Annotated in this window: 24 protein-coding genes, 1 pseudogene and 1 riboswitch; of the genes and pseudogenes, 3 read left to right on the forward strand and 22 right to left on the reverse strand. The window is 47.2% G+C overall.

What is annotated here, in order from left to right; all coding sequences use genetic code 11:
- Positions 1–32: 32 nt before the first annotated feature.
- From spoVT to AC58UX_RS31455, 17 genes and pseudogenes are all read right to left on the reverse strand, one after another.
- Entirely contained in the window at positions 33–575 is a 543-nt protein-coding gene (gene spoVT / locus AC58UX_RS31375; protein ID WP_497259997.1) for a stage V sporulation protein T, read from the reverse strand.
- A 244-nt stretch (positions 576–819) separates the two neighbouring features.
- A complete protein-coding gene (locus AC58UX_RS31380; protein ID WP_497259998.1) occupies positions 820–1,911 on the reverse strand; it encodes a peptidylprolyl isomerase in 1,092 nt (363 codons plus the stop codon).
- Entirely contained in the window at positions 1,898–5,419 is a 3,522-nt protein-coding gene (mfd, locus tag AC58UX_RS31385) for a transcription-repair coupling factor (RefSeq protein ID WP_497259999.1), read from the reverse strand. The genes AC58UX_RS31380 and mfd overlap by 14 nt, the downstream gene beginning before the upstream one ends.
- Positions 5,420–5,496: 77 nt before the next feature.
- Entirely contained in the window at positions 5,497–5,724 is a 228-nt protein-coding gene (gene fin, locus AC58UX_RS31390; RefSeq protein ID WP_497260000.1) for an anti-sigma-F factor Fin, read from the reverse strand.
- Positions 5,725–5,857: 133 nt separating this feature from the next.
- Complete coding sequence (pth, locus tag AC58UX_RS31395; RefSeq protein ID WP_497260001.1) at positions 5,858–6,418, reverse strand: aminoacyl-tRNA hydrolase; 561 nt, start codon at positions 6,416–6,418, stop codon at positions 5,858–5,860.
- 81 nt (positions 6,419–6,499) lie between these two features.
- A complete protein-coding gene (locus AC58UX_RS31400) occupies positions 6,500–6,838 on the reverse strand; it encodes a hypothetical protein (protein WP_497260002.1) in 339 nt (112 codons plus the stop codon).
- An 83-nt stretch (positions 6,839–6,921) separates the two neighbouring features.
- A complete protein-coding gene (gene glmU / locus AC58UX_RS31405; protein WP_497260003.1) occupies positions 6,922–8,319 on the reverse strand; it encodes a bifunctional UDP-N-acetylglucosamine diphosphorylase/glucosamine-1-phosphate N-acetyltransferase GlmU in 1,398 nt (465 codons plus the stop codon).
- A gap of 138 nt (positions 8,320–8,457) precedes the next feature.
- Positions 8,458–8,742, reverse strand: coding sequence for a septation regulator SpoVG (gene spoVG, locus AC58UX_RS31410; RefSeq protein WP_028557369.1), 285 nt, complete (start codon positions 8,740–8,742; stop codon positions 8,458–8,460).
- A 118-nt stretch (positions 8,743–8,860) separates the two neighbouring features.
- Complete coding sequence (locus AC58UX_RS31415; protein ID WP_497260004.1) at positions 8,861–9,244, reverse strand: RidA family protein; 384 nt, start codon at positions 9,242–9,244, stop codon at positions 8,861–8,863.
- A 17-nt stretch (positions 9,245–9,261) separates the two neighbouring features.
- On the reverse strand, positions 9,262–10,086 hold the full coding sequence (purR, locus tag AC58UX_RS31420; RefSeq protein WP_171629527.1) for a pur operon repressor: 825 nt from the start codon (positions 10,084–10,086) through the stop codon (positions 9,262–9,264).
- Between the two features lie 197 nt (positions 10,087–10,283).
- The gene (gene ispE / locus AC58UX_RS31425; RefSeq protein WP_497260005.1) at positions 10,284–11,138 is read right to left on the reverse strand and encodes a 4-(cytidine 5'-diphospho)-2-C-methyl-D-erythritol kinase; all 855 of its coding nucleotides are present in this window, start codon (positions 11,136–11,138) and stop codon (positions 10,284–10,286) included.
- 217 nt (positions 11,139–11,355) lie between these two features.
- Positions 11,356–11,523: pseudogene (locus AC58UX_RS31430) on the reverse strand (small, acid-soluble spore protein, alpha/beta type); the annotation flags it as partial.
- Positions 11,524–11,709: 186 nt separating this feature from the next.
- Positions 11,710–11,985: a biofilm formation stimulator Veg gene (gene veg / locus AC58UX_RS31435; protein ID WP_028557365.1), complete on the reverse strand. Its 276-nt coding sequence runs from the start codon at positions 11,983–11,985 to the stop codon at positions 11,710–11,712.
- A 320-nt stretch (positions 11,986–12,305) separates the two neighbouring features.
- On the reverse strand, positions 12,306–13,187 hold the full coding sequence (gene yabG / locus AC58UX_RS31440) for a sporulation peptidase YabG (RefSeq protein WP_497260006.1): 882 nt from the start codon (positions 13,185–13,187) through the stop codon (positions 12,306–12,308).
- Between the two features lie 55 nt (positions 13,188–13,242).
- Entirely contained in the window at positions 13,243–14,151 is a 909-nt protein-coding gene (gene rsmA / locus AC58UX_RS31445; protein WP_497260007.1) for a 16S rRNA (adenine(1518)-N(6)/adenine(1519)-N(6))-dimethyltransferase RsmA, read from the reverse strand.
- A 59-nt stretch (positions 14,152–14,210) separates the two neighbouring features.
- Positions 14,211–14,744: a ribonuclease M5 gene (gene rnmV / locus AC58UX_RS31450; RefSeq protein ID WP_497260008.1), complete on the reverse strand. Its 534-nt coding sequence runs from the start codon at positions 14,742–14,744 to the stop codon at positions 14,211–14,213.
- Positions 14,745–14,901: 157 nt separating this feature from the next.
- A complete protein-coding gene (locus tag AC58UX_RS31455) occupies positions 14,902–16,041 on the reverse strand; it encodes a resuscitation-promoting factor (RefSeq protein ID WP_497260009.1) in 1,140 nt (379 codons plus the stop codon).
- A 282-nt stretch (positions 16,042–16,323) separates the two neighbouring features.
- Positions 16,324–16,517, reverse strand: a riboswitch (cyclic di-AMP (ydaO/yuaA leader).
- Positions 16,518–16,800: 283 nt separating this feature from the next.
- Between AC58UX_RS31455 and AC58UX_RS31460 the strand changes: the two genes are divergently transcribed.
- On the forward strand, positions 16,801–17,544 hold the full coding sequence (locus AC58UX_RS31460; protein WP_497260010.1) for an ABC transporter ATP-binding protein: 744 nt from the start codon (positions 16,801–16,803) through the stop codon (positions 17,542–17,544).
- Positions 17,541–18,791, forward strand: coding sequence for an ABC transporter permease (locus AC58UX_RS31465; protein WP_497260011.1), 1,251 nt, complete (start codon positions 17,541–17,543; stop codon positions 18,789–18,791). The genes AC58UX_RS31460 and AC58UX_RS31465 overlap by 4 nt, the downstream gene beginning before the upstream one ends.
- On the opposite strand, the gene AC58UX_RS31470 is transcribed toward AC58UX_RS31465, so the two are convergent.
- Positions 18,774–19,541: a TatD family hydrolase gene (locus AC58UX_RS31470; RefSeq protein WP_497260012.1), complete on the reverse strand. Its 768-nt coding sequence runs from the start codon at positions 19,539–19,541 to the stop codon at positions 18,774–18,776. The genes AC58UX_RS31465 and AC58UX_RS31470 overlap by 18 nt on opposite strands.
- Before the next feature lie 57 nt (positions 19,542–19,598).
- Positions 19,599–20,876 (reverse strand): HD domain-containing protein, encoded by a 1,278-nt coding sequence (locus AC58UX_RS31475; RefSeq protein ID WP_497260013.1) that lies wholly within the window; start codon positions 20,874–20,876, stop codon positions 19,599–19,601.
- Between the two features lie 367 nt (positions 20,877–21,243).
- On the opposite strand from AC58UX_RS31475, the gene AC58UX_RS31480 reads away from it, so the two are divergent.
- Complete coding sequence (locus AC58UX_RS31480; RefSeq protein WP_028557356.1) at positions 21,244–21,498, forward strand: AbrB/MazE/SpoVT family DNA-binding domain-containing protein; 255 nt, start codon at positions 21,244–21,246, stop codon at positions 21,496–21,498.
- 318 nt (positions 21,499–21,816) lie between these two features.
- Here the strand turns inward: AC58UX_RS31480 and rsmI are convergent, their stop codons facing one another.
- The 3 genes from rsmI to yabA form a co-directional block, all read right to left on the reverse strand.
- Positions 21,817–22,704, reverse strand: coding sequence for a 16S rRNA (cytidine(1402)-2'-O)-methyltransferase (gene rsmI / locus AC58UX_RS31485; protein WP_497260014.1), 888 nt, complete (start codon positions 22,702–22,704; stop codon positions 21,817–21,819).
- A gap of 44 nt (positions 22,705–22,748) precedes the next feature.
- A complete protein-coding gene (locus tag AC58UX_RS31490) occupies positions 22,749–23,510 on the reverse strand; it encodes a tRNA1(Val) (adenine(37)-N6)-methyltransferase (RefSeq protein WP_497260015.1) in 762 nt (253 codons plus the stop codon).
- Positions 23,511–23,582: 72 nt separating this feature from the next.
- Positions 23,583–23,927, reverse strand: a complete 345-nt coding sequence (gene yabA, locus AC58UX_RS31495) for a DNA replication initiation control protein YabA (RefSeq protein WP_497260024.1) — start codon at positions 23,925–23,927, stop codon at positions 23,583–23,585.
- Positions 23,928–23,972: the final 45 nt, after the last annotated feature.

A 23,972-nucleotide genomic window follows, 5' to 3' on the forward strand; every position in this document is an offset into this window, starting at 1 on the left:
TCGTAAGGAAGCTTTCGCTTTAAACTATGTGTTCATTGTTCCATCTGCTTCGCTAGGAATCCAGCGGCAGTCTCAACCATTTTAACTTCCATATTGCCCATCTTCACATTCTCGTCCTTCGAAATCAGGATAACCGAACCAATGGGGTCGCCGCCTGCCACAATCGGTGCAGCTACAAAGGAAGTGAACGTTTCATTGGTATCTTTAATGATCTCAAACTGCCCTGAGTTGCTCTCAATAACAGCCTTACGGTTTTCCATACAAGACTCAATGATCGCCCCTACGGATTTCTCTAGATAATCTTTTTTAGATCCGCCAGCCATGGCAATAATATGATCTCGATCCGAAATCAAGGCAACGTGATTGGTGCTTTCAAACAGGGACTCCGCATATTCTTTCGCAAAATCGCCAAGCTCACCAATCGGTGAATATTTCTTCAGAATGACTTCTCCATCACGATCCACGAAAATTTCCAAAGGGTCACCTTCACGAATGCGTAGGGTGCGCCGTATTTCCTTGGGGATTACAACTCTCCCTAAATCATCTATCCGACGGACAATTCCAGTTGCTTTCATACCTCTAGATGCCTCACTTTCCGCTTTCGAATTAGATACGACACGAGCATGAAACCTTGTATGCTAGATCGGGATTTGGTGGGAACTTGAAATCTATCCATAGTATTCTTCACTTCCCATTCTTCTATGCAGACGCCTCGACTAAGCAATTTACTTTATTTAGCTCTGCATCCTGCTGCGCTTATCTTGTCCAAAAATGAGAAATAAAAACAGGATGCCCATATTCGGACATCCTGGTAAGTTCTTACTTTGCAGCTGGGCTTGCCGCAGGACTAGCTGCTGGACTAGCCGCTGGCGCTGGGCTTGTTTCTACTTTTGGAAGGTTATTCGTTTCGATCAATTTCGGATATTCTTTCTCTGCAAACTCAGACAAGGATTGCTCTGCAAGCTGAGATTTGATTTGCGTTTTAAGCGTATCATCCAATTGCTTCGTGCTTCTGGACTCTACTTTCATCACGTGGTAACCGAAAGTTGATTCTACTGGATCACTGATTTTATTCAACGGAAGCGTGCTAGCTGCATCCTTGAACTCAGTTACCCATTGGTTGATGTCGGCATCTTTGTATGTGCCGCCAGCATCTTTGGAACCTGGATCATCGGAATACTCTTTCGCAAGCGCTGCGAAATCGCCGCCAGCATCCAGCTTCGCTTTCACTTCTTTCGCTCTTTTCAGCGCTTCTTCCTTCGTACGAAGATCTGCTTGTGTTGCGGAATCTTTCAAGGAGATCAGAATGTGGCTAACGGTTGCAACATCAAACGCATGTGCTGCTGCTTGTTCTTTATACGCATCTTGAACCGCTTGGTCTGTAACTTTACTTTCCATGCTGCCCATCGTGTAGAAGCTTAATTTCATCAGGGATTCGATATCTTTCAACTCGATACCGTTATCTTTCAACTGCTTGTCCATTCCGCCTTCTTGCTTGCCGAAATAGTCTGTAATAGCTTTCATTTGCTCTGTTACTTGCTTGTCAGCATCCGCTTTCACTTTATCATCAGCTTTAGCGGCAAGAACGCGGAAAGTAACCATTTGCTTCAACATATCTTGTTGAAAAGCAGGGTCTGCTAGGTATTGAGCCAATTGCGGGGAGAACATTTTATTCACGTTGATGAAAGAATCGAACTCACCGCGTGTAATTTTCCCGCCTTCTTTGTACGTAGCAATAATATCGCTTGGATTACCTGTAGCAGCCGCTGAAGCGGAAGGCGAAGCTGTTGCAGCGCCTTCCTTTTTGCCTCCGCACGCGGTAAGAACAGAAAATGCAAGTACGACTGTCACCAATCCTATAATCCATTTTCTCGAAGAAAGTCTTTGTTTACTAGTGTTATTTGGCAACATCCTGTAATTCCCCTTTCGTTTTCAGAACTTCCTTATATTGTACCAAGAATTTCTCCAACAATTCGATGGAAGCTTCCGGCTTCAACCCTTTAAAGCGGATAACAATAAGTAGCTGCGGATCTGCGTTCAATTTGATACGACCATCAAAGCCTTTGGACAAGGCGAGGAGCTTCTGGCCATCCAGCCTGCTATTCTGGTCAATATGCACCTTGAGTAGGTAATCCTCCCCTTTTTGGCTAATCGTTTCAATCCGGTACTCGGAACCGTATGCTTTCAAACGAGCCACTGTCAGTAGGTTGAACACGGCCTGCGGCAGATCGCCGAAACGATCCACGAGCTCATCATGCAGATCCGCGGCTTCTTCCAACGTTCGAATGGCGGCCACTTTTTTATAAATTTCGATTTTCTGCATGCTGTCATAGATATAATCAGAAGGCAGATACGCATCCAATTGGATGTCGATCGTTGTATGCCACTCCGGCTCGGGAAGAGCCGCATCCCCATCTATTTCGAGCTTCAGCTTCGCTATTTCTTCGGCAAGCATTTGTGAATACAAATCAAAACCGACAGAAGCAATAAAGCCGTGCTGCTCAGCACCCAATAAGTTCCCTGCGCCACGTATGGATAAGTCCCTCATCGCAATTTTAAAGCCTGAACCAAGTTCTGTAAACTCTTTAATCGCCTGAAGCCTTTTCTCTGCTACTTCCGTAAGCACTTTATCACGCTGATACGTGAAATAAGCATAAGCGACACGGTTCGACCGGCCTACACGTCCACGCAGCTGATAGAGCTGGGAAAGCCCCATTTTATCCGCATCATGAACAATAAGTGTATTCACATTCGGGATATCTACGCCGGTTTCAATAATGCTCGTGCTGACGAGAACATCGTACTCGCCATCCAAGAAATCAAGAATCGTCTTCTCGAGCTCCTGCTCGCCCATTTGACCATGCGCTACAGTTACCCGTGCATCCGGAATCATCATGGAGATTTGATCAGCGATTTGGGTAATGCCTTGTACGCGATTGTAGAGATAGTACACTTGCCCTTCGCGTGCTAATTCACGCTCGATCGCCTCTCTAACGAGCGACGGCCCATATTCCACCACGTATGTCTGAACTGGAAAACGGTTCTCTGGCGGTGTTTCGATAACAGATAAATCACGAACGCCGAGCATGGACATATGCAGCGTTCTTGGAATTGGTGTCGCCGTTAGTGTCAGCACGTCCACGTTCGTCTTCAGACGCTTGAGTTTCTCTTTGTGGGACACGCCAAAACGCTGCTCCTCATCGACGATGAGCAATCCCAGATCCTTAAACTGAATGTCTTGCGACAAGAGGCGATGGGTCCCAATCACGACATCTACGACGCCCTTCTTGACCCCTTTCATAACCTCGGTTTGTTCTTTCTTGGAGCGGAAACGACTCAATACCTTCACATTGAAAGGGTAACCGGAGAAACGCTCACGGAATGTCTCATAGTGCTGCTGCGCCAAAATCGTCGTTGGCACAAGAACAGCAACCTGCTTCCCGTCAATCGCGGCCTTGAAGGCTGCTCGCACAGCAACCTCGGTTTTTCCATAGCCAACGTCTCCACATAGTAACCGATCCATAGGACGCGCTTTTTCCATATCAGTTTTGATTTCTTCAATGGCGCGAAGCTGATCCCGCGTTTCATCGTAAGGGAACATCGCTTCGAACTCGTTCTGGTAGGAACTATCCTTGCTGAACCCGTAGCCAGTCGCAGCTTGGCGCTCAGCGTATAGCTTAATCAGCTCATCGGCAATATCCTTGACGGATGCGCGAGCTTTGCTCTTCACACGTGCCCAGTCTGCGCCGCCGAGTTTATATACCTTCGGTTCTTTCTCTTCAGAACCGACATACTTTTGAATCAAATCAATCTGATCGATCGGAACAGACAGCTTATCGCCGCCGGCATACATAATGTGCAAATAATCCTTATGAATCCCGCTAACTTCTAAGGTGCCGATGCCAACATATTTCCCGATCCCGTGGTTCACGTGAACAACGTAGTCGCCGATCTTCAGCTCTTGATAGCTCTTGATCCGTTCCGCGTTCTCCAGCTTCTTCTCTACCTTGCGTGCCTTCCGCTGCTTCTGGGTGAAAATCTCACCCTCCGTAATGACAACGAGATGGATGGACGGCATTTCAAAGCCCGTTTGCAGATTGCCATCGACAATCTCAGGAACTTCAATCTGGTAGTCGCCTAGTACGCGACGCACACGCTCTGCACGGTCATCGCCATTGGCCAGAAGAATAACCTTGCTGCCATTTTTCTTCCAGCGCTCCATTTCCGCTTTGAGAAGATTCATCTGCCCATGGAAGTTTTGCATCACACGGCATACGAAGTTCACGATGTTTTGTGGCTGAATCCCCGCTACCTGACGAAGGAATAGCGACACATACAACGTCGGGAACGGTCTGCGGTGCAGCAGAGTTTCGTAAGATTTGGACAGCACAAAAGCCGGCAAGCTCTTCCCCTCAGTTAATGCATGCATCATCCACTCGGCTTCATCTCGTTCAAGCTGCTTCGCTGTTTCCAAAAGGCGGGCAGGCTCGTCGATAATGAGAATCGAATCTTTGGGCATGTAGTCCATGAGCGTCTGTCTTTCCGTATATAGGAGAGAAATATATTTATAAATGCCTGGGAATGTCTGACCCTCGCGCATCAGCTCGATATCGCGGCCAATTCCCTCTAACAGCTTATCTTTAGCTGAACGCTCCGTCATCTTCGCCAGCTGCGCTTGCAGCAGCTCGTACGCGTGCTGTGCCGCTGATTGTAACCGCTTTCTATCCGCTTGAATCTCGCGGCATGGAGGGATCGTCACCGTTGTTAATTTATCAATTGACCGTTGGTCACTTACATCGAAAGTCCGAATAGAGTCGACTTCAATATCAAATAGCTCAATCCGAATGGCATTCTCCGACGTTAATGGAAATAAATCGAGAATTCCGCCTCGCACACTCATTTCGCCTTTGGTTTCTACGCGTTCAACTCGCTCATAGCCTAGTCCCGATAAGCTGGCTAGCAGTTCGTCTAACTGAACCGTATCCCCGACATTAATCGTTACACGCGATTCCTCGAACACTTGTTTGAGTGGCAGCAAACGTCGCACGCCAGCAAATGGTGCAATAACGACGCCGCGGTATCCGCCGGCAAGCTTAGTGAGAACGTCAATACGCTGCGCTAGCATCTCTGGACTGGAAGCCGCTTCTTCTGTCGTTAGAAGCTCTTGAGATGGATAGAGCAGCACTTCATCAGGGGATAGACACTCCAAGAGGTCTTCCGCTATCTTTTGCGCAGCGAACATATTGTGCGTAACAACGAACATCGGTCGCTCAAGCTCGCGCGCGAGTGAGGCCAGCATCACTTGCCTGGAGGAGCCCGTTAAACCGGCAATGAGCTGCTCTTTCATGTCGGACTTAAGGCCTGTCACGATCGTTTGAAAGTCGGTATCCGCAGAAAAAGCTTGAATTAAAGCTTGCAAACAAGTACACTCCTCTCACAAAAAGAAGCCTCGGCACACTTGCCTCGGCTATTAACTCTTCATCTTCATCATCATGATTATTGCAACGGACTGGCTAGCAGGGATAATTCCGGATTGGCTTCTAGTGCCTCGTGACAATAGTCGCAAACGACCCTAACCGTAACATCTCCGTTCGTATTATACGATATTATATCTCTACGCTCATCAGGGGTCAAGAAATGGAAGCCCAACTGCTGCTCACTAATCGCATGCTGATTAATTTCCCCGACAAAGGTATGACAATGCCTGCAAATATACTTGATCATATGTATGCCTCCTTCGACAATTCGATTACATCCTAGTATGACCATTCTTCGGAGAAATTAGCCGAATCTGCCATGTCATTTCGGATAGGTTGCGTACATATCATCATTTATACTACAAAATAGCGCAAAGTGTTCATTTATTAAACTTCGCCATCGTTCGCTCGAAGGACTCCCCTAAGCTATACTCCATCGCATCGCAGGTTAAGTCCAGCACATCGGTAATCGACTTCATCTCTTCTTTGGAAAAGTTGGACAGCACATAATCCGCAATATTATAACCAGGCGCCGGACGATTCACACCAATTCGGATGCGATTGAAAACTTGTGTGCCCCCATGCTGAATAATGGACTTAATACCATTATGTCCACCAGGACTCCCTTGGTACCGAAGACGAATTTGGCCAAAGCTTGTGTCCATATCGTCATACACAATCACGACATCCTCCAACTTTGCTTTATAAAAATCGAGGAACGCTCGCATGGCTTCACCTGAAAGGTTCATGTAAGTCATCGGTTTAAGTAGGTATACCTTTGTCCCGTTCACATTACCTTCCGCTAGCAGCCCCTTCCCTTTATTCTGAAAAGAGGTGATCCCCCATTTGGCGGCAAAACGATCAATCGCCATGAATCCAATATTATGACGATTCAGCTCATACTGCTTTCCCGGATTTCCCAGTCCGATAAAACATTTCATATTTTTCAAAATCCCCCTAGCGATAAACTAAAAAACCTTTGCGGAACCCGCTTTTAAAGGTTATTGTTTACAATATACCTGTTACTGAATGCTATCCATCCCATAAAAGCTGTAGGTGATAAAAGAACGATGTATCTTCATGGACAACAGCTTACAGAAGATGATCATTTTCAAGATCATGTAGATGCGGACGTACCCGTCCAAGTATACTATCAAAATCTGCACAAGGATATAGGCTTCATTGAAATGTACAATCGTCATTTCGTTAAGATCAATCGTATCTTTTACAGCAGAAAGAAGCATACTTTTGTCTCGCGCCCCGGATATTAAGCGCTTACATTGCGAAGACAAAGAACCCCTTCGGTCTCGCTCAGCATGGTCGCTTTCGCCTTCACCAAGCTGAGTGGGGTAGCACCTCATTTCATTTCTAGCCTACCCTACCTCAAGAGGTTCCATTCCTATCGCTTACTCATTCCAAGGTGCAATCGTCACTTTGGATTCGATCAGCGACCTTTATTTTCTTTCTTCGCTTTCATGCGCGCTTTGATTTTCTCCGCGTAGCCCGCTTTATTCTCCTGACGCACACGAGCGATCGCCAAATCGCCTTCATTCACATCTTGTGTAATCGTAGAGCCAGCAACGATAAACGCGCCGTCCCCCACTTTCACAGGAGCAATCAAATTGACATTGCTGCCGATAAAGGCATCATTCCCGATTTCCGTTACGTTTTTATTGAAGCCATCATAATTCACCGTGATAGCACCGCAACCGATGTTCACGTTCGACCCAACAACCGCGTCACCTACATAGCTCAAATGCGAAACCTTCGTTCCTTCACCCAGCGTCGCGTTTTTAATTTCAACAAAGTCGCCGACCTTCACTTGCTTGCCAAGCTTAGCGCCAGGTCTTAAGTAAGCGAATGGCCCAACGGATGTTTCACTATCCACAAATGCGCCTTGAAGGACGGATTGCTTAATGGTCACATCATCTTGAATCGTGGAATCGATGATTTCGGTTTGCGGTCCAATCGTACATTGCTCACCGATCTGCGTTGTTCCACGCAAAATTGTGCCAGGCAATAGAACCGTATCCGCACCAATTGTAACATCCTTCTCAATGTACGTGTTCACTGGATCGATAATCGTAACCCCGTTCAACATATGCTGGCGGTTAATCCGCGCTTTGAACAGCTGCTCTGCTTCTGATAAAGCGACACGATCATTTACGCCAATCGATTCTGCTGGATCTGCCATGCAGTAGCCTTGAACAACTTCGCCTGCATTCGTCATAATGCCGATAACATCCGTCAGGTAATACTCATTCTGTACATTCTGGTTCGTAACTGACGCCAGCGCTTTGAACATTTTGCGATTATCAAAAATATAAGTACCCGTGTTAATCTCCTGAACAGCCGCTTCCTCTGGTGTGCAATCCTTCTGCTCGACGATCCGCGCAACGCGTCCATCTTCTCCGCGAATAATACGTCCGTAGCCGTGCGGCTCATCCAGCTTCGCTGTCAAAATCGTAGCCGCCGCTCCGGATTGTCGGTGCAATTCTATCGTCTCCTGAAGCGTAGCCGCTGTAATCAGAGGGGTATCCCCGCAAATCACGACGGTCATCCCTTCTTCTTCACCAAGCACACCCTGCGCCTGAAGCACCGCATGCCCCGTCCCCAACTGCTGCTCTTGCAGCGCATACTGCGCACGATCGCCTAAGTAGCCTTTCACGGCTTCTGCACCAAATCCAACGACTACGACCGTTTGTGTTACTTCTATATGTTGCAGCGTATCCATAACGTGACCCACCATCGGTTTACCAACAACCGGATGAAGCACCTTGTATAGCTTTGATTTCATTCGTTTACCTTGTCCTGCAGCCAATACAATTGCCATGAGTTTCAACGAACATCCCACTCCTTTATTTTTAAAATCATTGTTTTTATTTCTATTTATAATACGATGAGTTCTTCCCCCAATAATAGTAGCATCATTACATGCGAAAAGAAAAGAGAGCCCTAAGGGCTCTCTCAATAATCTGAATTATGCGCCTTCTTCAATTACTTCCTCTTCTACTGCTGCGCGATCATATTCAGCGAGTACTGCTGCTTGAATTTTCTCACGAGTCGTGGAAGAAATCGGATGAGCGATGTCGCGGAATTCACCGTCAGGTGTTCGCTTGCTCGGCATAGCAACGAACATTCCGTTATTGCCATCGATGACACGAATGTCGTGTACGACGAACTCGTTATCAATGGTAATAGAAGCAATCGCCTTCATCCTCCCCTCGGAGTTTACCCGGCGGAGTCTTACATCTGTAATTTGCACTTGTGTTCACCACCTTTTTCCATCTCTGAGACTTGGGTGATATATTCAACATCTCCATGCAAATTCCTTCTTATTATTTTGAAATTTTTGATAATTTAATGTGTTCTTAATGTTTCTGTTAATTTTCGACAGGAATCACAGCAATTAGCTCGATTTCGACATAAACATCACGAGGTAATCTCGCAACTTCAACGGTGGATCTAGCAGGTTTATGGTCACCGAAGTAGGAAGCATAGATCTCGTTAAGCTCGCCAAACTGGTTCATATCCTTCAGGAAGACAGTTGCCTTCACAACTTGCCCGAACGATGAACCCGCTGCTTCAAGCACGCCTTTTAAATTTTCAAAAACTTGAACAGCCTGTTCCTTGATACCGCCTTGTACAATCTGACCATCCAAACCTAACGGGATCTGCCCGGAAGTAAACAAAAGATTACCCAATTTAACCGCTTGCGAGTAAGGTCCAATAGCGGCAGGTGCCGCTGTTGTTGAAATGAATTCCATGCTTACCGAATCTCCTTTTATTTAGCGTCAAAATAGTTGCCTGGCTCTACCGTAATCTGCTTCGTCTTGGAGTCAACACCATATAGTCTAGCCAGTGACACATAATTATCCACCAACTGCTCCTCGGCCTCGCAGGATTCCATGAATACGCCTACACCTTGTACCGTCGCTTTAAACTCTGCCAATAAATCCATCATGCCATGAATGGTACCGCCAACATGCATAAAATCGTCAATGATCAGCACCTTGGATTCTTCCTTCAGTGCGCGTCTTGCCAGCGACATCGTCTGAATCCGCTTGTTGGAGCCTGACACGTAGTTAATGCTAACCGCCGAACCTTCAGTCACCCGGCTGTCTCTGCGTACGATAACAACAGGCAAATTCATATAGGTAGCTGTCGCATAAGCGAGCGGTATTCCTTTTGTTTCTACTGTCATAATAACGTCCACGTCGCGGCCTGCGAAAGCGGATGCAAAGGTTTTGCCAATTTCGTTCAAATACTGGGGCTGCCCCATGATATCCGACATATACAAATAGCCGCCCGGAAGAATCCGTTCTGGTTGTTGGAGTTGCAAGCAAAGGTTCTGGATAAACTTCAGGGAAATTTCTTTGGGCACCTTCGGTGAAAATTTCACGCCTCCAGCGGCCCCAGCAAGCGTATTCAGCTCACCTAGTCCTTCTTCTTCAAATACTTCTTTAATGATGGCAAGATCTTCGCTTATGGAAGATTTGGCAGAGTTGTAACGCTCGGCAAAAGTCGTTAAAGGGATTAACGAGTGGGGGCGAAACAACAAATATTGTGTCATTTCTACCAGCCTAGCGCTCCTTTTCAACTTTTTCATCGCACTACCCCCCAAAAATCCGAATATTATAATGAAAATATACCACTTTTATACGTATTTATTCAAGCTAAGCATGAAAATTATGTTAACACAAACCTCACACCAATGTGACGTATGCTCAAATGGACATGCCACCTTAACCATTATGCCCCAATAGGCAAAAAAAGAGCCCCCTCGCGGGGCTCAAATAAGGCACATTATGTCAACATGCGCACAGCATAAACATCCTTACAAAAGCCTCGCAGGCCGTTATAAATGCGCGGCACCTTGGCCTCCTTGGAAACAAGACCAAATACGGTCGGCCCGCTCCCTGACATCAACACGCCGTCTGCACCTAATCGCTGCATGCACTCCTTGAGATGTCTGACTTCAGGATAGAGATCCAGCGTCACTTCCTCCAGCACGTTGCCGAGGTTTTCGCACAGACGATCAAACTGCTTGTCCCGTATCGCGCTCAGCACACCCTCTGTTGAAGGATGATGCTTAATTTCGCGTGCATTCAGCTTGCCGTAAATCTCCGAAGTCGACACATTGATCGGCGGCTTCGCCAATACAACCCAGCATTGAGGCGGAGCCGCGATATGCTCCAGCTTCTCGCCGCGACCTGTCGCCAGAGCAGTCCCGCCAGTCACACAGAAAGGCACGTCAGAGCCGAGCTCTGCGCCAAGCACTTGAAGTTCCTCATTTGGAATATTGAGGTTCCAAAGGCGATTGAGACCTCTCAGCGTCGCTGCTGCATCGCTGCTCCCTCCAGCCAAGCCTGCAGCAACAGGGATGCGCTTGTCCAAGTGAATGTAAACGCCCTGCTTTACGTCGTAGCGGTCCTTAATAAGCCGCGCAGCCTGAAAGGCTAGATTCTTCTCATCCAGCGGAATATAGCCAGCCTGACTCGATATGATGATCGTGTCACGCGCCATCTCCTGCATTTCGATCCGATCCGCCAGATCCACCATCGTCATGACCATCTCAACTTCATGGTAGCCGTCTGGTCTTTTATGTAAAACATCAAGAGACAAATTAATTTTAGCCGGTGCTTTCTCAAAAATCTTCATCCGATCACCTTCTTTTGCTCGTTAGCCACCCCGATATTATAACAAAAGCATAAAAAAAAAGCTAAAGCAATTGCTTTAGCCAAAATAAACGATTTTAATACGGACGTTGTTGCGCCCCTTGCCCTGACTGCTGGTAGCCATAAGGGGGATAATTCGACGCCGGCTGACGGTTGGTATACGAGGCCGCCTGGGTGTTAGCCTGAGAGGAAACATGCTGCTGAGCCAGATGCTGCTCGGCAATTTGAATTGCCCGCTTCACCATATTCCCCGCATCCTTGGTGCGAATACCGGACCAGCCTTCACGCTGCACGACATCATAAAATCCAAGATCCTTCGCCAATTCATATTTGAAGCTTTCCGACATGACACTTCTTCTTCGACTCATTCCGAATCCTCCTTATCATTTTCGCAAATTGAACTCTGCAACCATCATAAGCAGTGATTGATGACGATTTCGATTAGTATGCCCTACCGCTGTTAGTCCATGCACCATCTCGAGGACCCTCAAACAAACATTTCTACAAAGCAAAAACAGACCACAAGGGTCTGTCCATATCGAAACGCTATTAAGCTAATGCTGTATGTAAGTAATGCGAACCTGGCCATCATCGTTGCATACCGTAACTTCGACGGACTCAGTGAGGATATCGGCGTAGCTGTATGACACTCGTTTGAAGGCATGGGATTCTTGATCTAATTTCACAATAAACACAGAAGGGTAGGTTTCTTCTAAAACACCAGAACGCTCGACAGTCTTACGACGGCCACCATTCGCTCTCAACATGATCTTCTGCCCAACATGGGGTTCCAAACTGCGTTTGATTTCCAATAGCGCATTTTTTGCCATTGTCAACTACCACCTCTTTCCTTGTCAATTATAACCCATACAACCCCTCATGTCAAATGAGGGCAAATATTATATCAGCACCCCAATCCCGTTGTCAACGGCATTTTTGCGCATTTTCCGATTTCTCCTTCTTTCAGGTTGTCACCAAAGTTCGCAAATTATTCACACTTTTCCAGTTAAGGAGAAACTTCTTGTTTTCAATACAAAAAAAAGAACACTTCTCTGCCACCCTCCTCCGCGGATTGAATGACAAGCAAGTGTTCTTCTATGTTATTTCCGCAGTCCATAATTCATCCCTCATTCAGAAGCGCTCAGACCAGCTATACAGACTCCTCTGTGTGTTGAATACCAGGAACACCCATCCGATAGCTGCCACGCGTCTCCACCCCACCTAAGCCTTCTAAGCCCGTCACCGTCAAATCCATAATATCCAACATCGAAATCGTTTCCCTTGTCGGAGTATAGGACAGCTTGGCTGCGATGCACAGCGGATCTAGAGCGTGAATGAGAATACGAGCAGGTGAACTTGCGAAATTAGCCCCAGCCCGTAGTAACGCTTCAAAATGCGACTGACAAGCGCCTGCCACAATGATTAAGGAATCACGATTCCTCTCATATTGCCTGGCCGCTCGCACCGCATTCACAAAGTTCTGCGAGTTTTTGTAGCTCGACAGATTGCTCGGGCTAACGCTTTGCCGATTTTTCAAAATGCCATCATGACCCGTGATAACGACAATATCCGGTTTATATTGAGGAAGCAGTCTTTGCAGCGCCTCCGCCATTTGCACCTCAGGAACGAAAAAACCCTCTGCCGGCACACGTAATTCGCCGTAGAGCTGCATACATTTGCGCAGATAGCTTGGATCGCCGTCCAGATGAAGCACCCTGCCCGGCACCTCAAAATAACTATTATGATTCGTTTGAGGCTTTTGTTTAAGGTTGATGGCTTGCTGATTCTTCTCCTGCAGCTGCACCTGGGATACCGCTAACCGACGCAACGACTCACGAAACTCAGGAGAACTCGATCGCGGATGATCCACGTCCTCCTTAAAACTCGTTTTTGTCAGGTCCGAAAGCGGCGCATCCGCTAGCAGCCTAAAATCAACACCTCGCAGAATCGCCTTGAGATGCTCAATTCGTTCAATTTTAAACACGACGTCTCCGCCATAGGAAATACGAGTTACATAATCTCCTTGCCTCATCGCACAAATCCCCTCCTAGGGGTATCCTATGGCAAGACTAGGCATTTGGTGCGGGTTATTTGCAGCCGTGCGCACGAAGCGCCGTTGACAAGCGCGCGAACTCTTCCATGCTAAGCGTTTCACCGCGACGCGAAGGCTCGATCTGTACGCTGTTCAGCAAAGCTTCCAGCTCAGGCTTGTTCTCTTTGGTAAAGAACCTCGCCGCGAGGTTGTTATAAAGCGTTTTGCGACGCTGAACGAAGGACGCCTGGACGACAGCGAAGAAGAAGTCCACGTCCGCCACCTCGACAGGCGGCGCTTGACGCACACGCAGTCGGATGACGGCGGAATCGACGTTCGGCTGCGGCACAAAGACGGTGCGAGGCACGATCGTGACGAGCTCCGGCTCGCAGTAGAACTGCACGGCAATGCTAAGGCTGCCGTAATCCTTGGTGCCTGGACGCGCCGCCATGCGGTCGGCCACTTCTTTTTGGATCATCACGACGATATTCTCCAGCGGAAGCTTCTCTTCGAGAAGCTTCATAATGATCGGCGTCGTGATGTAGTAAGGCAGGTTGGCGACAACGCTGACGCCATCCACGCCTTCAAAATGCTGCCGGAACAGCTCCGGCAGGTTGGTCTTCAAGATATCCCCATGAACGACAGTCGTATGGGGGTATGGCGCCAGCGTCTCGTCCAGGATGGGCAGTAGACGCTGATCGATCTCGACAGCCAGCACGCGTCCAGCGAGCTTGGCTAGCTGTTGTGTGAGCGCGCCGATGCCGGGGCCGATCTCAAGCGCAGCTTTCGTAGGGCCAAGCTCAGCGGCCATGACGATTTTGCTCAAAATATTTTGGTCAATCAAGAAGTTCTGGCCTAAGCTTTTCTTCAGCACAAGACCATTTTTCTTAATAATTTGCTTCGTTTTACTCGGTGTGGCTACATCCTCTGCGGTTACAATCACTTCTTGTCCGGATATTGTCATAGGATAGACCTCGTTATCTATAGGTTCTCGTTATTGTAAGTTCTCGTGAAATTCACGATTCAATTCAAATGCTCCAGCGCCGCCTCGAATTCCTCGCGCGAAATCTGAAACATCGCGCAGCGCTTATAAAATTGCTTGCCGTTGCAATACCCAATGCCCAGCGCGTTGCCAACTGCCAAGCGGCGAGCCGCCGCATCCGGATGGACGATGAGGCCAGCTGCGATCAAATCCTCCATCGTCAGCTGCGAGACCGCTGCGTTGTACTCTGTCCGCAGGCTCTGCAGCGCCTGGCGGATCGTCTCCGGCGTCGCGTTCTCGACGCCAATGTCACCCTTATACGCAGCTTGCTCCTGCGTGATGAAGGCGTGCTTGCAGCCAGGGACCTTGGCTGCCACGATCTTGCGAATCCGCTCACCTGCGTGATCCGGATCCGTAAAAATGATGACGCCTCTACGCTGCTGGGCCAACGCAATCCGCTTGAGTACGGCTTGTCCGATGGCGGAGCCGCCTGTTTCAATCGTATCCGCCTCCACAGCCCGCCTGATGGCAGCTGTATCGTCTTTGCCTTCCACAACGATCATCTCTTTTATCATCTGCGGTTCCCTTCCTTAATACCCTAATACCTTAATACCTTAATACCCTAATACCCTAGTACGCAGAAAAAGAAGAGGGGTCTCCTCTTCTTTCGCGCAGGCATATGCCAAGCTACGTGTATGATCTAGTGTTCCCGACCCACCTACCGTTTACACGCTAGTTTTGGGACGGTTTTGTTGGGCCAACGACATACACCGTGTACCCTTGTTTCGTTCCGAATTTATTCGCATAAGCATGATCTTCGTAGTATACATCGATCATTTGGCCTTTCACGCCACTGCCAATATCCTCGGCACGTCGGAAACCAATACCTTCAATGTAGACCCACCAACCGAGTGGAATCACCTTCGGGTCAACTGCAATCGTACGACCTTCAGTTACGGTAGTGCCTGTGTAGGTTTTACCATACCCTGATGCACCTGCAGCTTTACCTGTAGATGCTACATCCGCTGAATACGCAGTGAGCTTCACGTTTTTGAGAATTTGCTTGTAGCCGAAGGTTACACCGTTCTTGGATACCTCATCCACACTCGGTGAAGAGGCGGAGAGAACAACGACCGGATTTTTCGTGCCTACCGATACTACTTTTTTAACACTTTCTGTTTGTACTGCTTCACCCACAACTGCTTCCGCGACTAAAACTCCGTCCTCGAAAGTCTTTTCTTTCTTCTTCACCAGAACGCCTTCTTTACCTTCTTGGACAACTTGCTCTTTCCCTTTAAGTAAAGATGCGTCATTCTTTTTCTCTGTCTCAAATGCGATCGGTTCAGAGACTTCCTCCGTCTCTTTGGTCACACGGACGATCTTGATTTCATCGCCTGTGCCAAGTGCGGCCGTCGGTTCGGGAGTGATGCGATCGTTCTCCCCAAGTGCAATATTTAAACGTTGCAATGCACTTTCTACCGTTCTTGCAGTTGTGTAAACAGTGGTGGTCTTTCCATCAGCAGTCAATTGAATTGGTGAGGCATGCTCGATGACAATTTTGTCTCCACCCTTGAGCTTGGTCGTGAGTGCAGCTGAAATTTCATCGTGTTCACCAATCGTTATGGCTTGTTCATCCAGTAGGCGTTGCAGGACCCATTGCTTCGTGTGCACAACAGTTTCTTGTCCATTCACAACCACGGATACGCTCTTGGTAGCCGTTCCGTACAACAACACCAAAAACATGAAAGTCATTGCGATTGAGATTATAGCTAGGCTTAAAATCAAACGCAAGTTTTCATGCTTCCATCGCAATGCGAAGGACATGCTGGATGATCGTTTTACATGGGTCTCGCTAATTGAGATACTGCCCACTTCTTCGGTCCTCCTTCAAAGCCTCGCCGCCAGGTTACAGCATGATTAAATTTGACGCGACTAAGGTTTTTAGTTTAACTTAACACGCTCCATCATCAGCTTTGTTGCTTGCTGAATCTGGTTCGTCCCCCCCTTTTACCTATCAACATCCTATGAATTCCGGGTCATTTTATGTCATCTGATCTGTGTAAAACCCTTTTATGAGGACAAAAAGCCAGCAAGAAGAGGACTCTTCTCGCTGGCTTAGTTTGCATAGTGAAATACAAATAGCACGCACGACAATCGTTACCTCTCTTACGCTTACGAGGTTAGCTGACGGATTCGGACGTGAGAGTCGCCCTACGTAGACGCAAACTGCTTGTTTGACGTCCATGATTCACCCCTGTTACTCTCTGCTTACTTAACGGCATCGGAATGCTAATTAAGCTTGCAGTGGTTCCCCCGTTTCCACATTTGGAACTCAGCGAATGGAAAATTGGCAAATTGGATATTAAGTTATTATGAAAAGTATATTACGCTGTTAATCTCAACCTGTAAAGGGATTAACACCCGTTAAAAAGGGCTAAATCGCTTAAATTTCGTTTATTTATCACATATAACCCACTTATATCTACATGTATCTAACTTTAACGTACGTAAACTCGATTTTTCAGTATATAATGACCAAAACTAGGCTAAAAATGCAATTTTGTTTATAATGATTCTGGAAGTATTCATGCAATAAATACCAATAATTTGCTATTTAGGGAGGCAATTGAGATGGGTCCCATCTTACAGGTAAACGCTTTATTCGGTGGTTATTTACCCAATAAGCCCGTACTTCATGACCTTACCTTTTCGATCCGCCAAGGTGAAATGATGGGGTTAATCGGACTCAATGGGGCAGGTAAAAGTACGACCATCAAAAATATTCTCGGGCTGCTTCAACCGCAAAAAGGGTCCATTCGCATTAACGGCTTAACACTAGCCGAAAATCCAATCCCCTACCGAGCGACATATGCTTATGTACCTGAAAGTCCGGAGTTGTACGAAGAGCTTACGATCCGCGAACACCTGGAGCTAACAGCGATGGCCTACGGCATTTCCAAGGAGGATTACGAGATACGCTCCAAGTCTCTATTAGAGCAGTTCCAAATGAAGGACAAGCTGAATAGCTTTGCCAGTCATTTATCCAAAGGGATGAAGCAAAAGGTCATGATCATGAACGCGTTCTTGATCGAGCCCAATCTATATATCATCGATGAGCCGTTTCTCGGACTCGACCCGTTAGCGATTCGCTCCTTGCTCGAACTCATGGTAAAAATGAAGCAAAAAGGCGCATCATTTCTCATTTCTTCACACATTTTGTCTACGATTGAAAAATATTGCGATAACTATGTCATTCTCCACAAGGGGCATATGGTGGCACAGGGAGATTTAGTCGAATTACGCGCACAAACCGAGCTGCCTCAAGCTTCATTAGATGACATCTTCTATAAGCTCGTCCAAGGAGAAATGGTATGAGTCACGTGACCGATACTACATCTGCATTTAACACACATGCATTATGGAAGCAGCGTTTCAACCATTATATGAAGGAATCAATGGGGTATTGGCAGTACGCTGCACGCAGTAACTTTATCGGCTTTTTGTTGTTTCTTGTCATCGTTTTTTCCTATTATTATGCAAAAAAGTTACAGCATCTTCCGACAGATTATCCCTACCTTTGGATCGTTCTGCTCGTGCTCGTTCCACTCATCACTTCGAGCCCCATACGAACACTGACCCGCAGCGCAGATCGGATGTTTCTATTGCGAATTGAACATGAAATGGGCACCTATTTTCGCAGCAGCTTCCTGTACAGCTTTTCACTTCAGGGTTCGTGGTTATTCCTTGCTTGGGTCACACTGCTGCCGCTTTATAATCACTGTTTAGGCAGCGATGCACAACCGTTTTTACTCATGCTAGCTCTATTACTTCTATTAAAAATAGCAAACCTGCTAGCGAGCTGGCAGGAAGGACGATTTGCCGCAGAACGAACAAGAATCATCTCGGTCAGCTTTCGCTGGGCAGCATCGCTTGCGCTCATTGCGATCCAATTTCACTACAGCAGCTTATGGGCCAGTCTAGCAGCGCTAGTTCTCGTATTCGTTTGGCTGCTTGCCTTCCGTTCCACTGCTAAATATGTGATCGGATGGGACTACCTGATTGCCAGAGAGAAACAACAGCAAGCTAGACTCTACGCCTTCTTTAATTGGTTCGTAGATGTCCCTCAGCTACCAACGCGAATAGCCCGCCGAGGTTGGATCAGCGGGCTTACTCGAATGATTCCCTTTCGACAGGATTCGGCGTTTCTCTACTTATATATGAAGACATTGCTACGCACTGAGCTATTCGCCATTGTTCTTCGTTTAACGATCATTGGCGTTCTAGCCATTGCCGTATCCGATTCCGTTACAGCCAAGAGCGTTATTCTTTTCCTCGCGCTTGTCATTTCGATGGTTCAGCTCACGTCTCTGGAGCGTGCGCACCGCTATACGTTCTGGCTCGATATGTATCCTCTGGAATCTCAGGCCAAGGCAGGTTCCTTAGCCTATATCATCTGGTTAACCCTGACAGTTGAGCTTGTCATTCTGACGATTCCTTTTATGATCGGAACGCCAGTTCTATATCTCCTAGTTCCACTGCTTGGCCTAGCCTTCATTTCTTTCGCGTGCGGGGTCGTTCTACGCCGGAAGTTCAAGAAAAACGCGTTACTTGAGGCCGAGTAACCGAATTGCATTGTTCGTTGTAATTTCAGCTAACTCTTCCAGCGTCATTCCCCGAATTTCCGCGGCAGTCTCTGCCACTAAGCGAACATAGCTGGTTTCATTGCGCTTACCGCGGAAAGGATGGGGCGTTAAATACGGAGCATCCGTTTCGATTAAGAGACGGTCCAATGGCACCTGTGCCAACACCTCTTTCGGTTGCACGGCATTTTTAAATGTAACTGGGCCTCCAAAGGAAATATGGAAGTTCATATCCAGACACTGCTTAGCCGTTTCCCAGCTTCCCGAGAAGCAATGCATGATGCCTCCAACCTCGGATGCTTTCTCTTCTTTTAGAATCGTCAAAATATCTTGATGTGCATCTCGATTATGAATCACGATCGGCATCCCCAGCTTACGCGCAAGGCGAATCTGCTCCCGAAATACCCGCTGCTGAACGTCCTTCGGCGACTTGTCCCAGTAATAATCCAGACCAATCTCCCCGATTGCGACTACCTTCTCATGTTGACACAAGGACTCGATCCACTCCAAATCACCAGGCATCATATCAATCGCATCAACAGGGTGCCAGCCAACTGTGGTGTAGATAAAATCGTATTTCTCCGCAAGCTCAATCGAGCTTGGAATCGTTTCACGGTTAAAGCCGACATTGACGATTCTCGTAACGCCGGCATCTAGCGCCCGCTGAATAACTTCTTCTTGATCCTCTTTAAATTGTTCTGCATTCAAGTGTGTATGTGAATCTGTGAGCATGATTGTTCTCCCTTATGTAAGTGAATATGTGTTCGTAAAAATTTTGACATGACTGGCTTAATCTTGCTCGCCTAACATTCCCCAGATGTCCGGATAATCCTCGGCACTCAATCTCTCAAGCAGCTCCTCTGGATAATACACATGATGTTTCCCCATTTGAAAACCGCTAATCGATTGCACAATTTCCGACCGATGTGTGATTTCCGTTAAGTTCTCTTTATGATCCAACAAGAGGATCGGTAAATTATCATCATTTTCACCAGCTCTGTACACATCATAAGATTGATTCGAAGGGAAATCAATTTCCATATAGTACGTTGGGTCAAAGCCAACCTCTCTCATTACCATTTCCATACGCTGAATCAACTTCTCCTGATCGCCATCGAAGGTGCTATATTTGTACAATTTTCGATCCAAGAACCGCTTGCACATATCCCCCAACATCTCATCCTTCTCTTGACTCCAAAAGGTCAGCATCGTTTGCATCACGGACTCATCGAGCAGCAAATAATCTTCCAAGGAGATTTTGTTCTGAATCAAATGAAGAATCGGCTCCACCATAAATCCGAACGTATAGCCTTCTTCATATAAATGCTTGGCGCGCGCAAATATTTTATGCAAAAGAATTTCCGCGCTTCGCGTAACCGGATGGAAATACACCTGCCAATACATCTGATAGCGTGACATGAGATAGTCCTCAACTGCGTGCATGCCGCTCTCTTTCACAACGATATGCCCTTTATAAGGTCTGATGACACGAAGAATTCGTTCCAGATCAAATGTGCCGTAATTAACGCCTGTAAAATAAGCATCGCGCAACAAATAATCCATACGATCCGCATCTAATTGACTAGACACCAGACTGACCACAATTTCTTCGCTATACGATTTGCAAATGACACCAGCCACCTTTTTCGGAAAATCAGGCGAGACCCGGCTCAGCACTTCATTCACCTCTGTATCTCCAAGCACAATCCGGCAGGACCAGTCCTCGTGTCTTGTGCCGAACGCCTTTTCGATGGAATGTGAGAACGGTCCATGTCCCAAATCATGCAGCAAGGCAGCACACAAACAGAGCAGACGCTCCTCCTTCGGCCAATCCTCATAGTGATTGCGTTCGAATTGCGAAATTATTTTCCGAGTAACCTCGTAAACGCCAAGCGAGTGGGAAAAACGACTATGCTCAGCGCCATGAAAAGTTAAATACGATGTGCCTAGCTGCCGTATGCGACGCAATCGTTGGAACTCTCGGGTATTTATTAAATCCCAAATTGTATCATCCTGCACATAAATGTATTTATGAACGGGATCTTTGAACACTTTCTCTTCCTTCATACACTTTCGACCTCCCTAACTAATAATAAACATTTCGACATTTTCGACATACAACCCTTTAAAATGTCGTTTAGTGTCGAATTTCAAATTCCAATTTGTCGACTCCTCAAGCGTTGTTTTTCCAGTACTTCTCAACCCGTTTAAGTTTGAAAAGTACGTAATATACTCCTTACAACCCCTTATTCCTAGCGTCATTTCCGATTTTTACCCTGTCACAAAATTTATGAATCCAGGCATTTATCAGCTCTTTTCAAGCGAAAATATGGTTGACTATTTTGGGAATCGTTGGTATCATTAGACGTAAGTAAATGTCGAAACATGACGATCTTGATAAAAATTTGATAAAATCGAAAGGGGTTTTATATATATGATGAAATCTACCGGAATTGTTAGAAAAGTGGACGAACTAGGACGCGTTGTTATTCCAATCGAGCTGCGCCGCACGTTGGGTATTGGCGAGAAAGACGCTTTGGAAATATATGTAGACGGCGAGCGCATCATGTTGAAGAAATATGAGCCTGCTTGTATCTTCTGTGGCAATGCGGAGAACGTATCTTATTTCAAAGGAAAAATTGTTTGCCATATTTGTTTAGCAGAAATGCCAACACCTGTGACAAAATAAGAAAAGTAGTATATAATAGAAGTAGCACTTATCCTATTGGTAATTCTAACCTTTTTCATATCTCCTTTCATCTCTAACTTTGTTGGCTTCGGTCACGGGTTAGAGATCTTTTTTTGTCTGCGCCTCAGCATATCCATGGATCCGGCCCCGTAAGGGGCCTTTTCCTTCCACATTAGAAAGTATAAGTTTTTGGTTCCCGAAAACACCTTGCTAATTGGCGATAAAAACAACCTTTAAAACGCGGTCGCACATCCTCGAAGAACTTCTCTCATTTCCAATTTCCAAATAACCAATCCAACTGCGCTCACGCTGCATCCCTTAACGCTCCAACAGCGCATTATACACATCACGCTTTGATAACCCTCGATCCGTCGCGACCAGCTTCAGCGCTTCCTTGCGATCGATCCCACGCTCCTCGTAGTGGGCGACATGCTCGCCGAGCGTCTTCGCCTCCCACCAACCGTCCGCTGCTTCCTGCACGGCCGCGTCGGATGCGCCTTCGGCGATCACGCAGTACTCGCCCTGCGGCGGGTACTGCTCTAAGTGCGCGAGGCACTCCTCAATCGTGCCTCGCACAAACTCCTCGTACCGCTTCGTCAGCTCGCGGGCGAGACAAACCCTGCGCTCCGCCCCCCACACTTCCGCCATGCGCAGAAGTGTTTTCTCCACGCGGTGCGGCGATTCATAGAACAGCAGTGTGTCTTGCACATGCTGCAGCCCTTCAAGCAACTTCGTCTGGTCTTTTTTCTCCCTTGGGAGAAATCCGACGAAGGAGAATCGCTCTGTCGGCAAGCCTGATGCAATCAGCGCCGACAGGGCCGCATTCGCGCCGGGGATGGGCACCACCGGCACGCCTTCCTCTACGGCCATCCGCACCAGGTCATAACCTGGGTCGGAGATGGCCGGAAGGCCGGCATCGCTGACTAGCGCGATGCTCTGCCCTTCAAGCAGCAAGCGGACCAGCTCCGGGCCGCTTGCTTGCTTGTTGTGTTCGTGATAGCTGACCAGTCGCGTCGCGACTTCGAAGTGGGTCAGCAGCTTGCGTGTTTGCCGCGTGTCTTCGGCGGCAATCAGGCTCACTTCCTTCAGCGTGCGAATCGCGCGGAAGGTCATATCTTCTAGGTTGCCGATCGGCGTGGCAACCAGGTATAGCGTGCCTGCACCGCTATGATCCTCGCGGTAGCTTTTCTGTATCGTCAAACTCACAGTAAATCCCTCATCACTTTAAATTAATCCTACAGTTATGCTGCTTACGAGAACTCAAGCGAGCTCCGGCCACCATAATAAATATCTTTGAGCTCTTGGCAATATTCCTCGTTCTCCGTGTATACAATCAGAGGCGGCAGCGTACGGATTTCCGGTTTACCATCCTTCATCCCCTCAATCAGCACCATCATCGCTTCTTCTCCCGCACGCGCATGTACATAACGAATTCGCTTCGGTTCGATGCGATACTGCCGCATGAGGCAGATGATGTCCACTACACGTGTAGCGCGATGCACCATGGCAACTTTTCCGCCTGCTTTGACTAACTTTGCACAAGCTGCAATCACATCCTCCAGCGTGCAATGAATTTCATGACGCGCCGCTGCAAAATGCACATTGCTATTCTGCTCTCCATTGGGCACAGGCAGATAAGGCGGGTTCACCGTGACAGCATCAAATTGTCCATGTCCCAAGGTTTTGTGAATCGTTTTCAAATCACCCTGGAGCATATGCAGTCGTTCGGATAGATCGTTAATTTCGGCGTTGCGCACAGCCATATCTGCCAAACGCTCCTGAATTTCTACACCCCAGATTTCTGCCCGGGTACGTGTGGATAAAAGTAGGGGAACGACGCCATTACCTGTACATAGGTCTACGACTCTCCCTTTAGGTGGAACACTGCTGAACCTTCCCAAGAGAACTGCATCCATCGAAAAGCTGAACACTTCATCACTTTGTATAATTTTCAAATCATAGGTTAATAAATCATCAATTCGTTCAGTTAGTTGTAGCGGGACTTGCTTCATACATCTTTCCTCTCTCTATCTTGCTTAGTATTGAAAAAAACCGTAAGGGATACACCCCTACGGCCAAGCATCTTATTTATTTAAAAAGGATAAGCAAAACAAACAATCTCCCTCGGTCCGAAGGTGTCCATAATACACATTGCAAATATGAAATCCTTCATTGTATAAGCGGGTTAAATTATCATATCCGGCTCCTGGTAGCTGCACCGGTTCCTCAGCAGTATCTCTCTTCGGCTCCTCGACCACGGTTTCCTCTTGGCGAATAAGCTTACGCAGCTGCTGATTCTCTATGCTTAATCTCTTATTTTCTTCGATGAGGGTAATAATATGTTTCTTCAAGGCACCTAATTCAGCATACGTGGTACCCATTCGTTCTTCAATCCCATCTATTTGTCCAAAAATATCTTGTTTATCCACGCTTTCACCTCTAGTGCCATGCATGCTTACTGGCCAGCGCCTCCT

The organism is Paenibacillus sp. J22P90 (assembly GCF_059692195.1).

Excerpts from the sequence above, each read along its gene's own strand:
- spoVT (WP_497259997.1), bottom strand. The coding sequence starts at position 575 with ATGAAAGCAACTGGAATTGTCCGTCGGATAGATGATTTAGGGAGAGTT.
- AC58UX_RS31380 (WP_497259998.1), bottom strand. The coding sequence starts at position 1,911 with ATGTTGCCAAATAACACTAGTAAACAAAGACTTTCTTCGAGAAAATGG.
- fin (WP_497260000.1), bottom strand. The coding sequence starts at position 5,724 with ATGATCAAGTATATTTGCAGGCATTGTCATACCTTTGTCGGGGAAATT.
- pth (WP_497260001.1), bottom strand. The coding sequence starts at position 6,418 with ATGAAATGTTTTATCGGACTGGGAAATCCGGGAAAGCAGTATGAGCTG.
- AC58UX_RS31400 (WP_497260002.1), bottom strand. The coding sequence starts at position 6,838 with ATGAGGTGCTACCCCACTCAGCTTGGTGAAGGCGAAAGCGACCATGCT.
- AC58UX_RS31415 (WP_497260004.1), bottom strand. The coding sequence starts at position 9,244 with ATGGAATTCATTTCAACAACAGCGGCACCTGCCGCTATTGGACCTTAC.
- purR (WP_171629527.1), bottom strand. The coding sequence starts at position 10,086 with ATGAAAAAGTTGAAAAGGAGCGCTAGGCTGGTAGAAATGACACAATAT.
- ispE (WP_497260005.1), bottom strand. The coding sequence starts at position 11,138 with ATGAAGATTTTTGAGAAAGCACCGGCTAAAATTAATTTGTCTCTTGAT.
- veg (WP_028557365.1), bottom strand. The coding sequence starts at position 11,985 with ATGGCAAAAAATGCGCTATTGGAAATCAAACGCAGTTTGGAACCCCAT.
- yabG (WP_497260006.1), bottom strand. The coding sequence starts at position 13,187 with ATGAGGCAAGGAGATTATGTAACTCGTATTTCCTATGGCGGAGACGTC.
- rsmA (WP_497260007.1), bottom strand. The coding sequence starts at position 14,151 with ATGACAATATCCGGACAAGAAGTGATTGTAACCGCAGAGGATGTAGCC.
- rnmV (WP_497260008.1), bottom strand. The coding sequence starts at position 14,744 with ATGATAAAAGAGATGATCGTTGTGGAAGGCAAAGACGATACAGCTGCC.
- AC58UX_RS31460 (WP_497260010.1), top strand. The coding sequence starts at position 16,801 with ATGGGTCCCATCTTACAGGTAAACGCTTTATTCGGTGGTTATTTACCC.
- AC58UX_RS31465 (WP_497260011.1), top strand. The coding sequence starts at position 17,541 with ATGAGTCACGTGACCGATACTACATCTGCATTTAACACACATGCATTA.
- AC58UX_RS31470 (WP_497260012.1), bottom strand. The coding sequence starts at position 19,541 with ATGCTCACAGATTCACATACACACTTGAATGCAGAACAATTTAAAGAG.
- AC58UX_RS31475 (WP_497260013.1), bottom strand. The coding sequence starts at position 20,876 with ATGAAGGAAGAGAAAGTGTTCAAAGATCCCGTTCATAAATACATTTAT.
- AC58UX_RS31480 (WP_028557356.1), top strand. The coding sequence starts at position 21,244 with ATGATGAAATCTACCGGAATTGTTAGAAAAGTGGACGAACTAGGACGC.
- AC58UX_RS31490 (WP_497260015.1), bottom strand. The coding sequence starts at position 23,510 with ATGAAGCAAGTCCCGCTACAACTAACTGAACGAATTGATGATTTATTA.